The 12,320-nt window shown below is 66.0% G+C and carries 14 protein-coding genes; all 14 read right to left on the bottom strand.

Going from position 1 to position 12,320, the window contains the following annotated elements:
• Positions 1-21: 21 nt before the first annotated feature.
• On the bottom strand, positions 22-3,717 hold the full coding sequence (locus tag NDB2M1_RS19310) for a hypothetical protein (protein WP_072384403.1): 3,696 nt from the start codon (positions 3,715-3,717) through the stop codon (positions 22-24).
• Between the two features lie 55 nt (positions 3,718-3,772).
• Positions 3,773-4,054 carry a hypothetical protein gene (locus NDB2M1_RS19305; RefSeq protein WP_054122446.1) on the bottom strand — a complete coding sequence of 94 codons (282 nt, stop codon included), beginning with the start codon at positions 4,052-4,054 and terminating at the stop codon, positions 3,773-3,775.
• Positions 4,051-5,205 carry a hypothetical protein gene (locus tag NDB2M1_RS19300; RefSeq protein ID WP_072384402.1) on the bottom strand — a complete coding sequence of 385 codons (1,155 nt, stop codon included), beginning with the start codon at positions 5,203-5,205 and terminating at the stop codon, positions 4,051-4,053. The genes NDB2M1_RS19305 and NDB2M1_RS19300 overlap by 4 nt, the downstream gene beginning before the upstream one ends.
• Complete coding sequence (locus NDB2M1_RS19295) at positions 5,205-5,552, bottom strand: hypothetical protein (RefSeq protein ID WP_054122444.1); 348 nt, start codon at positions 5,550-5,552, stop codon at positions 5,205-5,207. Before NDB2M1_RS19295 ends, NDB2M1_RS19300 begins: the two co-directional genes overlap by 1 nt.
• A complete protein-coding gene (locus tag NDB2M1_RS19290) occupies positions 5,549-6,121 on the bottom strand; it encodes a RebB family R body protein (protein ID WP_072384401.1) in 573 nt (190 codons plus the stop codon). Before NDB2M1_RS19290 ends, NDB2M1_RS19295 begins: the two co-directional genes overlap by 4 nt.
• Entirely contained in the window at positions 6,118-6,354 is a 237-nt protein-coding gene (locus tag NDB2M1_RS19285; RefSeq protein ID WP_216234069.1) for a RebB family R body protein, read from the bottom strand. The genes NDB2M1_RS19290 and NDB2M1_RS19285 overlap by 4 nt, the downstream gene beginning before the upstream one ends.
• A 21-nt stretch (positions 6,355-6,375) precedes the next feature.
• A complete protein-coding gene (locus NDB2M1_RS19280; protein WP_072384400.1) occupies positions 6,376-6,642 on the bottom strand; it encodes a RebB family R body protein in 267 nt (88 codons plus the stop codon).
• A 47-nt stretch (positions 6,643-6,689) separates the two neighbouring features.
• Positions 6,690-6,923: a RebB family R body protein gene (locus NDB2M1_RS19275; RefSeq protein WP_054122441.1), complete on the bottom strand. Its 234-nt coding sequence runs from the start codon at positions 6,921-6,923 to the stop codon at positions 6,690-6,692.
• A 105-nt stretch (positions 6,924-7,028) separates the two neighbouring features.
• Positions 7,029-7,298, bottom strand: coding sequence for a RebB family R body protein (locus tag NDB2M1_RS19270; protein ID WP_054122440.1), 270 nt, complete (start codon positions 7,296-7,298; stop codon positions 7,029-7,031).
• A 30-nt stretch (positions 7,299-7,328) separates the two neighbouring features.
• On the bottom strand, positions 7,329-7,613 hold the full coding sequence (locus NDB2M1_RS19265) for a RebB family R body protein (protein ID WP_054122439.1): 285 nt from the start codon (positions 7,611-7,613) through the stop codon (positions 7,329-7,331).
• A gap of 193 nt (positions 7,614-7,806) precedes the next feature.
• Positions 7,807-8,826 (bottom strand): glycoside hydrolase family 76 protein, encoded by a 1,020-nt coding sequence (locus NDB2M1_RS19260; protein WP_072384399.1) that lies wholly within the window; start codon positions 8,824-8,826, stop codon positions 7,807-7,809.
• A gap of 3 nt (positions 8,827-8,829) precedes the next feature.
• The gene (gene eat, locus NDB2M1_RS19255; RefSeq protein WP_072384398.1) at positions 8,830-10,170 is read right to left on the bottom strand and encodes an ethanolamine permease; all 1,341 of its coding nucleotides are present in this window, start codon (positions 10,168-10,170) and stop codon (positions 8,830-8,832) included.
• Positions 10,167-10,928: an ethanolamine ammonia-lyase subunit EutC gene (eutC, locus tag NDB2M1_RS19250; protein WP_072384397.1), complete on the bottom strand. Its 762-nt coding sequence runs from the start codon at positions 10,926-10,928 to the stop codon at positions 10,167-10,169. Before eutC ends, eat begins: the two co-directional genes overlap by 4 nt.
• Positions 10,925-12,316, bottom strand: coding sequence for an ethanolamine ammonia-lyase subunit EutB (locus NDB2M1_RS19245; RefSeq protein WP_072384396.1), 1,392 nt, complete (start codon positions 12,314-12,316; stop codon positions 10,925-10,927). Before NDB2M1_RS19245 ends, eutC begins: the two co-directional genes overlap by 4 nt.
• Positions 12,317-12,320 lie beyond the last annotated feature (4 nt).

Genomic DNA, 12,320 nt, shown 5'->3' with positions numbered 1-12,320 from the left:
GTGCGGCCTTTGCCCGCCCGGTCATTGGAAGAGGTCTGGCACTTCCTGCAGAACGGAGACGGCATCCTCATCGAACAGCTCATCAAGGATTGCCACGATATCCCCGACCGCCGAGGGTTCGGCGATCGACAGCAAGGCGCGTACTTCGGGCGCGATCTGCGGCTTGGCGATGGCCTCGTCGATGAGCAGCTTTGCATCATCCCGCGAGAAGATCGTCAGCGGGGTCGGGCAGCGGCGCAATCCCCGCGCCTGTGCCAGCAGCCGCAGCCGGTGGTCGATCACCATGTCCCACAGACTGCCCGCTCCGAACAGAGGCAGCGCCTGCAGGTCGCAGTTGGGGAGATTGAGCCGGATCAGGATCATGATCAGACGATTGCGGAACAGCGTAATGATATGCGCGACCTGTTCGGGGGTGGCAGGCAGGATCGCCACGATCGCGCGATCGTTGTAACCCAGATACCGGGATTGGGCAATTTCCGCCAGCCTCTGCGCGATCACGGCAGGTGGCAGGTTGGGATTCTGCAGCGCGTGGGCGATTCCCGGCAGATAGCGGATGATCGAGATCGGATCGGCATCGAAGGGGTTGTGCTGGAGGTAGACCGCGGTCTCGAGCTCGCTCCAGCTCCGCACGGCCTCGACATGGGCAAGGCCGGTCAGCCCTTCGGACATGGCGGTGGCCCGCTGATCAAGGATGCGGCGAACTCCGGCGACATCGCGGTGCTTGAGGGATTGCTCCAGTTGGCGCCAGACCTCGGTGGTCAGGAGGACGTCGGATGTCGAGTAGACATGCGAAAGGATCACGCCGCCGGGTGCGCAGAGTTCGGCAAAGCAGCCGATCAGCGATGCCGACAGGCAGAAATCGAGCACGATGATGTTGGCGCGCACACCAGACCGGACCATCGGACTGACCAGATTGTCGCGCAGGTCCTTGGCCGTCCAATGCGCGAACCGGCCAAGATCGCCGTGCCCCTGGTTGATCACCAGCAGATCGAGCGAGCGGTCGACCGAAGGCGCGGCGGGCGGCAGGGTCAGCGCCTTGCGCAGCGCCGCCCGGTTGCGGGTGAGGACGAGCTTGAGCGCCATGTTGGAGGCCGCATAGCTTTGCGGATAATCAGCGCCGCGGCCGATCGCGAGGCTGTCGGAGCTGATCATCAGATGATGACCGGTGCCATCGCGCAGGGCCGCCGTGGCCGGATTGTGGATTGCCGGATCGATCGCCCGCGTCGCGATCTCGCCCAGCGCATCGGTGGTCCGGCGAAGTCGGGACCGGCATCCATAGTCTTCGATGTCCGCCGTCTCGGCGCGATACTCGCCGACAAGGTCGCGCAAGCCCAGCACCGGCAATCCCCAGACGTAGGTCAGCAGGGGCCGCGCCGGCGGCGGCAACACGACAAATTCGATGGCGAGCCCGGCATAGTCGGCCGTTCTGGCATCGCCGTTGACCGGCTGGAAGGTGAGCGTGAGATCGGCCTGGTTCCAGAACAGCCGGATCACCTGCGCGCCGGGATCGTCGCTGCGTTCGAACCGACCGGCAAAGCGGGCTTGCTGCAGGCAATCCTGCACGGCATCCTGCAGCAGCTCGAACAGCACGGGAGGGGCGGCGTGCGGGTTTGAGGAATAGACCCCGATCGAGATGAAGGCGGTCGGATCGAGATCGGCAGTGCGCAGCGAATTGGCATAGGAGCCTTGCAGCCAGGCGCCGTAACTGCCCCGGATCGCCGCCTGCAGTTCGCGTTCCTCGGTCGGCGAGACCAGATGGCTGGTGAAGAAGAACTGCAGAAAGGCGTTGAGCTCGGCATTGCGGCCGAGCACGAATGCGGCGCGCTCCTTGAGGTGGGCCTCGGCCCATTGCGAGACCTGCTCGGCAAACCCGATCGCCCTTGCAAGGCAGAGCGGCCCGGGCTGTTGATTGAGAGTGTTCAGCATGTCCGCCACCCCTGGGGGATAGGGCGCCTCTTGCGGCAAGGCGGGCACGAGCGGGGCGAGGACCGCATCGAATGCCTGCGCAAATCCCATGACCGGCCCCTGCGCACCGTTGAAGCCGATGTCCTTGTCCAGACCATAGGCCTTGATGAAATCGGCGAGCGTGACCAGCAGCGCGCGGCGGCTGGGAATGTCCTGCACCCGCAGCACCTCATCGTAGGAAAGCGGCAGTCGGGCCTGGACAACAGCGCCATGGTGGGCCGCGACCAGCGCATCGACACCGGGCAGGTTGAGCATGTTGTAGAGTCGCTCGATCCGGACGGGAGCCTTGCGCAACGAGTGCGAGTGGCCGGCGAACACCTCGCGTACCATCATCAGGTATTCGGCGATGTAGTATAGCGGCCCGGGGTAGGGAACGAGATCGGGTGCGATCTGGATGTTCTCGCGCAGATGACGCCACTGTTCCAGCGCCTCGATCGTGTCATAGCGCGGCAGGCCGATGTCGATCAGCTCGGCCTTGCAGTTGGCCTTGTGGCGGCGCGGTAGCGGGTCCTGCAGTTCATCCTCGTTCAGCCAGTCTTCCAGCGCATCGAGGTCGATCCTGTCCCAGACCACATCGAGCAACTGGGCCTGGTTGGGCGGCGGCGGATCGGGCGGTTGCACGAGATCCGCCAGCTCTTGTTGCATCCGGGCCGCATGGTGGTGGAGCAGCGTGTACAGTTCGGCGTTGAAATCCTGCAGCGCCATCAGCACTTCGTTGGAGACGCGCCGGAACAGATCGTACCAGTCGGCCGGGGGCAGTTCGGGATTGATGACGATCTGCGTGTCCCAATCGTTCTTGCCGCGCTGTGGCTGTCCCTCGAGATACCGCAGCGCGCGGCCGCCCTTGAGAAAGAACAGCGTGTTGTTCGCCGGATCGACACGCCGGATCCGGTCGGCCAGTTCCACGATCTTGTCGCGCAGCCAATCGTTCAGCCAGGGATGACCGTTGGTCATCAGATCGGTCAGCGCACCGCTGGCCTCGGCAATCGCCTCGTCGCTCAGATGGCGAGGCGATTCGATCTGGTACCGGACCAGCAGCCGGAAGAGATAAAAGGTTTCGATCACGAAGAACATCTGGACCGAGCCGAGCCCATTGGCCGCCTCGGTCAAGTTGCGGCGCGCCATTTCGATGTGCCGGATGATCTCGGCAAATCTCGGCACGGTGTTGGCCTGTGCGATCTCATGCCGCAGGCCACCGAGCGCGTGGGTGGCAGCATCGATCGCCGGGACTTGCCACTGGTCGGAATCCGGCAGGCTTACGAAGATGGCCCGCACCGCTCTGGCCCGATCGAATGCTGTCCGGAGAACCTGGCGCAGCTTGTCGACATCGACCTGTGCTCCGCCGCGGGGCTGCAGCAGCGCTTCGGCGTCCTTGAGCAGATGACGGATCGCGCGCAGTTTGTCATTGATCAGCGGGTGCGGATCACCGTCATAAGCCTCGCCCTGCCCGACCCCGAGCAGGCGCGGTGCGCCAGCATCGAAAAAGTAGAATTGTCCCAGCGCCTTGCCTTCGGCAAGCTTGCGCTGTTCGGGATTGTCCATTCCGCGCACGGCATCGTGGACAATCCCCTGGTATTCGGTTTCCATCGCTTGCAACGGGTGTACGGCCGCCGCCTTCCAGGTCAGCGCGGCATCGCGCGGTGCCGCGAGGCTGATCTGCTGCTGCAGCCGCGCTCCGGCGATCTCGGCGACCTGTTCAAGCGCCTGCTTCGGATCAACCGCCTCTGGCCGGACCTGGAGGATGCGGACCATGGGCTAGCGCGCTCCCGGCAAACGGGGCGATCCCGCTCGGCAACCCGGGTTGCCGTCAGGCATCGCTGGTCTCGGCGACGACATCTTCCGCGTAGATCCCGGCCTCGGTTGCCCGCTCCTGGGCTTCCTCCATCGCCCGGACATTGCGCCATTGGTCCAGTTCGGTCTCGAAATCGGCGAACTCGACCGCCAGTTCGGCCAGTCGCTGCGCTCGGTCGACCTTCGCCATCTCCTTGTTTGCCCGCAGAGCTTCCCGCCGCGCCTCAAGTGCCGCATGGCGCTCCAGATAGGCGGCTTCGCGCTCAGTCAGGCTGAGGCGCTGTTTGCGCTTGATCATGGCTCTTGTTCCTCCTTGGCTAGATCGGACATGTTTGTTCCGGGCGCACGCGGATCGTGTGTCGGGTGACCGAACGGATTGATGATCTGATCGGAAGAAGCCGCCTTCTGCAGGCTGCTGAGGGCGATGATACCTGCCGGGTCAAGCTGGACACGGGCAACGTAATCGCCGGCAGCCATGCTGTAGTGGCAGGTTGCGCCGTCCTGACCCATGAAAGGCTGGCGGATCTTGGCCCGCAAGGTGATGGCCTTGACCGTCTCGACATAGGCTTCGAAGCGATTGCGCGCCCAGGCTTCGCGGTGCGTGAACCAGTTTTCGTCACCGACAAAACGCGTGTTCAGGACAATCTCGCGGACGCAGGCGGAAATCCGTGCAAAGCCCAGCGCGCGCCCGGAGGCCGCCCACATCTCGACCGCAAGCGCGACATCATCGGGGCTGCTGAGCGGACTGGTCTGCGGGCAATCCAAGGCATGGAAGGCCAGCGGCGACAGCAGGTGAACGGCGGATTGCGACGCCTCAGCAAGCTCTGCACGCCCGGCCTTGCCGCCGGAAAGCTTTTCAGAAACGCCGATATAGCATCGAAAGAAATCGATGAACTCGAGCGGCGTGCGGCTTTCGGACTTGGCGAAGCCTGCCGCATCGACGCTCGTGGCCGCGCTGATCCGGTGCTCCTGCACCCAGTCCGCCAGATTGGCGATCGCGACCTGATCGGTAAAGGAAGCCACTTGGAACAGATCGAGGTCGGGGAGCTGGAGCGTACCGAGCCAGTCCATCCCCGCTCGCAACTGGTCGATTGTCAGCAACCCGTGCGCGCTGAAGATGAGCTTCAGACGTTCATTCTGCGCCACAGGCTCGCCTTCGATCTCGGCGCGGGCAATCAGCTGGAGGTCTTCCAGGGGCAGTGTCATCAGCTTGATCGGGCTGACGATCAGCCGCAGGTGCGGCAGATAGGCAAACGGACCGCCGTGCAACCCGGACTGGATCGCACCGACCATCTGGCTCTCATCGGTGAAGCTGGCTCTGACCTCGTTGCCGTGGAGTGCCCACCGCGCCCACACGGTGCCGCCGTCGATGAACGCGATCGTCTGGCGGGTGAGCTCGGAAATCGCGCTCCCGTCCTTGATCAGTTTCGGGCCGATGAAGATAGCCATCAGCCAGACTTGAATTCGCCGATGATGGCATTGGAGGCCTTGCCGATCGCGGCGAAATCGGCCGTCGCGTTCGCCATCATCGTCTTGGTGATCGCAAGAAACGCCTGCATGTCGGGCTGCCCTGTGGCGAGATACTCCGCCATGGCCACGCCGGTTGCGGTCGTCGCGATGGTCGAGATGTTGCGCAGGTTGTCCGCCGCATCCTGAATGGCGATGGCAGCGGTCTGGGCAACCGACTGATAGGCCTTGCCCGCGCCGCTTGTCAGGACCGTCTGCGGCCCCATGACCGCATCACGGCTGTTGACGACCGCATCGATCAGCGCCTGGTCGATCTGGGTGCCGCTCATTGTGTCTCACTCGCGCTTGGTGGGTTCGGGTCGGTCTTGTCGGCCTGCGGCTGCGCGGGAGCGGCGCTCGCAGCCGGTGGACCCGAGACCGGAGCAACCGGGGCTGGCTGCTCCGGCGGCTTGGGCATGAAGTTCTTGATCGCCTCGGCAATGCCCGAAAGCGTCGAGCTGGCTGCAGTCCCGTTCTTCATCTCGGCGCCGAGCGTGTTGATCGCGCGGTCGGCCTGGGCCTTTGCCGTTGCCACCGCCACAGCGCCGTCGGGAGGACTATCGGGCGGTCCATCCAGCGGGGGAATGACGGGAGGATCGACTGGCGGCACGTGCGGTTTGACCGGCTCTCCACCCCAGCGCGACTGCAGCATTCTTGCGCAAGCCGCCGTGGTTGCGGCCGAGCTGACCATGCTGTTCGACTGCTGCCGCATCACCGCGTTGTGCATGGCCATGCCCAGGGTTTCGGCCATCACAGCGTTCAGCATCGCCTGCGCATTGTTTTGCGACGAGCCGGTGTTGATGAAGTTCACGGCAGCGACGGAATCGATCATCTGCTTGTTGAGACTGCTCTCGGTCATGGCGGTCCACTCCCCGCTGATAAGATTCGGACGATCACCTTTGCCAAGGCCGTTGCACCGATCAGTTGTCCGCGTTGCTGGGCAAAGGCGGCATTCCCCATCACCAGTGCGATGGAATTGGCGTTCGCCAGATAGGTCATCCCCATCGCCTGCTGCGGGGACGCGCCGGCGTTGATCATATCGACATCGCCGACCCCGCGTGCGATGACGGTGAGGCCTGTGGCGGAGGGCATCCCGGCTGCCCGCTCAGACCGTTAACGCCGGATCCGCGCTGTCGCCGCGCCGGTCGAGCCGATATCGATCGAAAGCAAGGTGGCGACACCCTGCGTGGTAGAGGCCTGCATCGTGACGCTGGACTGCTGCTGGTTCGCCGTTGCGTTGTGGGCCGCGTTGGCAAGCGCCTGACTGGTGGAGATATAGAGATTGCCCATGGCCACGGCCGGGGCATCACCGACCACTTTCACATTGGCCTGCGATACCGAATCGGTGATCTGGCTGTTGAGCGAGGTGGGAAAGGCCACTGTCTAGTTCCTCTCTGAACGGGTTTCGCAAAGCGGACGGGGGCAAGCTATTTCGGCACGGCCGCAAGGATCAGTGCGACCCCTGCCGAAGTCGCGGCTTGGCTGGTGATGTTGAGCTGCTGTTGCGCCTGCACGGCATTGTGCGCGGCAAGCGCCAGAGCCTGGGCCGAGGCCTGGTACAGGTCGGCCATGGCGATCGACGGCGCAGAACCGATGACTTGAAGATTGGCCTGCGAGACCGAATCTGTAATCAGTTCATTGACGGGCGTCGGGAAAGCCATCGACTGTCATCATCCCTGCGGACCAGGGGCGTTTCCTTGCCCAGCTTCAGCAGCGATCGCGGCATGCTGAATTCACGCTGGGCCCGGAACGCCGTAGCCGGTCTGTCAGCTGCCGAGGATGCTCTTGGTCGCGATCCCGGTCGATGCGGTGTCGAGCGAGTAGAGCGTGGCGACGCCCATCGTCGTCGCGGCCTGCGCGGTGACGTAGCTCTGTTGCTGGGCGTTGGTCGCATTGTGCGCCGCATTGGCCAGCGCCTGCGCGGTCGCCTGATAGAGGTTGCCCATGGCAAGGGCGGGGGCATCGCCCAGAACCTTGACGTTCGCCTGTGTGACGCTGTCGGTGATCTGGTTGTTGACGGCGGTCGGGAAAGCCATGCGAAATTCCTTTTAGTGGGGTCGGTTGAACTACAGGCCGCGCGGCGTGCTGTTCAGGATGGCGGACGTGGCCTTGCCGGTGGAGGCCGTATCGAGCGAGTAGAGCGTGGCGACGCCCATCGTGGTGGCGCTCTGCGCAGTGACATAGCTCTGCTGCTGGGCGTTGGTGGCATTGTGGGCCGCGTTGGCCAGCGCCTGCGCGGTCGCCTGATAGAGGTTGCCCATGGCCATTGCAGGGGCATCGCCGAGCACCTTGACGTTCGCCTGGGTGACGCTGTCCGTAATCTGGTCGTTCACTGCAGTCGGGAATGCCATATATCCTCCTGTGAATCGGTCGGGTCTCACCGGCCCGAAAGTCCAATCGACAGGGGAAGCGTAACCAGCATCGCCTGGTTCTGGACAGTAGTTTCCGCTCAAAAATGCGGGCGCTTTGCGTAATTGTCAGATGATGAGATTTGCCGGATCCTGGCGATTATGTCCGCATGCGCCCCTCGGCGGATGGTCCAGTTCAGGAGCCGGCGGCGAGGAACAGCGCGATGGCAGAGGCCTGGGCGGAAGCGCCCACCTGGTCCGACCCGCCGCTCCACAGGCCATCTATCGGCTCGCTGCCGTCGCCGCCGAGCGCCCACACGGCGTCGCTGTTGCGGGCGAGCCATGTGCGGAGCTCGGCGCGCTCGGGGCCATCGGGCAGGGCTTCGACCAGATGGCCGAGGTGATAGACGAACACGCCCTTGAACATCGGCCCATCCCGGCCGAGCGCATCGGAGGGTTCGGTCAGCAGCCCTTGCGGCGTGACCAACGTGCGCGTGGCTGCGAGGGCGGTGCGCAAGGCAGCCGCGCGGTATTGCGGATCGCCGGTGATCGCGGTGAGATCGCTGAGGCCGCCGAGCAGGACGCCCTGGTTGTAGGTGTAGCGCGGGGCGCCGTTGTTGCGGCACTGGGCATCGAGTCCGTCGTTGATGAGGCCGTCCGGGCCGATCATCCCCGAAGCGGCGAACCAGCCCCAGATGCGTGAGGCCCAGTCGCGGTAGGCCTCCTGCCCGGTGGCGCGGTAGAGCCGGGTCGCGGCGGTGAGCAGCAGTTCGTTGGTGATCGCGTTCTTGTAGGAGTGTTTCGGGTCCCACCAGATGCCGCCGCCGCAGTGGTCGTCCCAGTGATCGGTGACGAGGCGGGTGAAGGTGCGGGCGGCCCAGTCCAGCAGTTCGGGGTCGTGGTCCACCTGCCAGGCATCGACGCTGGCGATCACGGCCCAGAGATCATCGTCGTTGAGATAGCGCCCCTCGCGGTTGCGCACGGCGGAGGCGATCCTGCCGGACCAGCGCGGGTCTGCGGTGCGGCGCTGGTAGTCGATCAGGATGTCGGTGATGGGGAAGCGCTGCCAGTTCTCGCTGGCGTTCCAGCCGTCGTCCTTGCCCCAGACACGGTCGAGCGTTTCGGCGGCGGCGGCGGCGCGGGTTTGCCATGCGGGGGTTTCGGCGCGGGCCGTGGCGGCGGTGAGCAAGAAAAGCAGGGCGGCGAGCAGGCGCATCGGTCAGGCTGTCTCCTGGCGGCGGAACAGAAGTGCGCCGCTGACCAGCATGACCATCAGCCCGGCGAAGATCGCGGCGAGTTCGCGGTTGCTCCACGCCATCGTCACCAGCGCGAGGCTGGCCATGGCGAGCGCGAATGCGGGGGCGACCGGGTAGAGCGGGGCGCGGAAGGGGCGGGCGAGATCGGGCTCGGTGGTGCGCAAGCGGAATAGCGCGGCCATCGAGACGACGTACATGAGCAGCGCACCGAAGGCCGAGAGCGTGACCACGCTGGCGGTGAGCGATTGGCCCGCGATGCTGACGAAGGTGTCGCTGTAGATCGCCGCGATGCCGACCACGCCGCCCGCCAGCGTTGCCACATGCGGTGTGTTGAAGCGCGGATGCAGGCGGGCGAACACGGCGGGGAGGTAGCCCGCGCGGCCCAATGCGAAGATCTGGCGGGCATAGCCCATGATGATGCCGTGGAACGAGGCGACGAGGCCGAACAGCCCGAGCCAGACCAGCATGTGCAGCCAGCCGCTGGAGGCGCCGACCGCGCGCTTCATCGCCTGCGGGAGGGGGTCGTTGAGGCTGGCAAGCTCGGCCCAGCTGCCCGAGCCGCCGGCGAAGAGCATGACCCCGAAGGCGAGCACCGTCAGCGTGAGGATGCCGGAGATATAGGCGCGGGGGATGGTGCGGCGCGGCTCCTTCGCTTCCTCGGCGGCCATGGCGACGCCTTCGATGGCGAGGAAGAACCAGATCGCGAAGGGGAGCGCGGCGAAGATTCCGCCCACCGCGGCGGGGGTGAAGTGGTCCTGCCCGGCCCAGCCGCCGGCGAGGAAGTTCGACCAGCGGAATGCGGGGAGGACGACGGCCATGAACACCAGCAGTTCGCCCACCGCGAGGAGCGTCACCACAACCTCGAAGCTCGCCGCGATGTGCACGCCGACGATGTTGAGCGCCATGAACACGGCATAGGCGCCGAGCGCGGCGTGCTTGGGTTCGAGGGCAGGGAACTGCACGTGGAGATAGGCGCCGATGGCAAGCGAGATCGCGGGCGGCGCGAACAGGAATTCGACCAGCGTGGCGAACCCCGCGATGGCGCCGCCCAGCGGTCCGAAGGCGCGCAAGGCATAAGCGAATGGGCCGCCGGCGTGGGGGATCGCCGTGGTCAGCTCGGTGAACGAGAAGATGAAGGCGATGTACATGGCCGCGACCGCCACGGTGGTGACGAGAAAGCCCAGCGTGCCCGCGCTGGCCCAGCCATAGCTCCAGCCGAAGTATTCGCCCGAGATGACGAGGCCGACAGCGATCGCCCAAAGGTGGGAGGGGCCGAGGCTTTTCTGCAGCTGGGGTTCGTTCATGCGCGGCTGGGGTCCTTGGCGGGCAGGGCGGGCGTCTGGTCGTCCTTGAGCGCGACGCCCGAAAGCTGAAGGCGCAGCGCCTCCCGCAGCAGCCAGCCAAGTGTGCGCGCGGCGTCTTCGGGCGAGAGGCCGCCTGCGCTGTGGATATTGGAGATGCAGTTGCGCTCGGCATCGCTGCGGCCGGGGCGGGGGGCGAAAGTCAGGTAGATGCCGAGGCTGTCGTGGACGCTGAGGCCGGGGCGCTCGCCGATGATCATCACCACGACGCGGGCGCCGAGCGCTTCCCCGATGGGATCGCCAAGCGCGACGCGGGCTTGCCGGGCGATGACGACTGGGCCGATGGCGAGATCGCCAAGCTCTGCGGCGCAGGCCTTGAGCAGCCGTGCCGCGCCTGCTTGCACGCCGGTTGCAGAAAGGCCGTCGCCGATGACGAAGCAGACGTCGCAGCGGGTGCCTGTCTCGGCCAGCAGCGCGGTGGACCGATCCGACAGGCGGCGGCCGAGATCGGGGCGGCGCAAGTAGGTGGCGCGGTCCGGCGCGTCGCTTTCCACGTGCAGCACCGGCAGCGGGGCGAGTGCGGCTTCGAGTGCCGCGGTATCGAGCGCGGCGTGGACGGCATCGCGGGCGCGGGCGTGGGCGAGCTGGAAATCGAGCACTTCGCCCAGCGGCAGGGCATTCCCGATGCGGCCGAGCGCGATGCGCGCCGGGGTGGTCCGCCGCAGCCGTGCCCACAGTTCGCCCGGCACAACCTCGCTCAAGCCATGGTCTCCGCGATCTGGCGCACGAACGGCGAGGCGCCGTCTGCCAGCGCGCGCAGCGTGCCATCCGGCGCAGCGATGCCGACCGCTTCGAGCCATGCCTCGAATTCGGGCGCGGGGCGCAGGCCCATCACGTGGCGCAAGTAAAGCGCGTCGTGGTTCGAGAGGCTCTGGTAGGAGAGCATGACGTCGTCGCTGCCCGGCACGCAGATCAGGAAACTGCAGCCCGCGACGGTGAGCAGCGTCATCAGGCTGTCCATGTCGTCCTGATCGGCCTCGGCATGGTTGGTGTAGCAGACGTCGCAGCCCATCGGCAGGCCGAGCAGCTTGCCGCAGAAGTGATCCTCCAGCCCCGCGCGGACGATCTGCTTGCCGTCGTAGAGGTATTCCGGCCCTATGAAGCCGACGACGGTGTTGACGAGGAGCGGATCGAACGCGCGGGCGACAGCATAGGCGCGCGCTTCCATCGTCTGCTGGTCGACGCCGTGGTGGGCATTGGCGGAGAGCGCGGAGCCTTGGCCGGTCTCGAAATACATCGCATTGCGGCCCACAGTGCCGCGCCCGAGCGCCTGCGCGGCGGCATGGGCTTCGCGCAGCACGGCAAGGTCGATGCCAAAGCCCGCGTTGGCTGCCTCGCTCCCCGCGATGGACTGGAACACCAGATCGACCGGCGCGCCGCGCTCCATGATCGTCAGCGCATTGGTGACATGGGTGAGCACGCAAGTCTGCGTCGGGATCGCATAGGCTTCGCGCAGTTCATCGAGCATGCGGATGAGCGTGGTGGCGGCGGGGACGGAATCAGTCGCCGGGTTCACCCCGATCACCGCATCGCCGACACCGTGGAGCAGGCCATCGAGCACCGCGGCCGCGATCCCGCGCGGATCATCCGCCGGGTGGTTGGGCTGGAGGCGGGTGGAGAGGCGGCCGGGGAGGCCGATGGTGGTGCGGAAGGCCGTGACCACGCGGATCTTCTTCGCGACCGCGATCAGGTCCTGATTGCGCATCAGCTTGGAGACCGCGGCGGCCATTTCCGGCGTCACCCCGCGCGCGATGGCGGCAAGCGCGGCTTCGTCTGCCGCTTCGCTCAGGAGCCAGTCGCGAAAGCCGCCGACGGTGAGGTGCGCGATGGGCGCGAAGGCGGCGGGATCGTGGCTGTCAATGATGAGGCGGGTGACTTCGTCGCTTTCGTAAGGGGCGACGGCTTCGGTGAGGAAGGTCTTGAGCGGGAGATCGGCGAGGACCCACCGTGCCGCGACCCGCTGGGTTGCGCTGCTTGCGGCGAGGCCGGCCAGTTCATCGCCCGAGCGGAGCGGGCTGGCGGCGGCGAGGACGGCCTTGAGGTCCGCGAAGCCGTGCCGTTCGCCGCCGAGATCACAGGTATATGGCAAGATC

The organism is Novosphingobium sp. NDB2Meth1 (genome assembly GCF_900117425.1).
GTDB lineage: Bacteria > Pseudomonadota > Alphaproteobacteria > Sphingomonadales > Sphingomonadaceae > Novosphingobium.
Note: the sequence above shows the minus strand (reverse complement) of the source record. Positions and strands in the feature narration are given on the sequence as shown.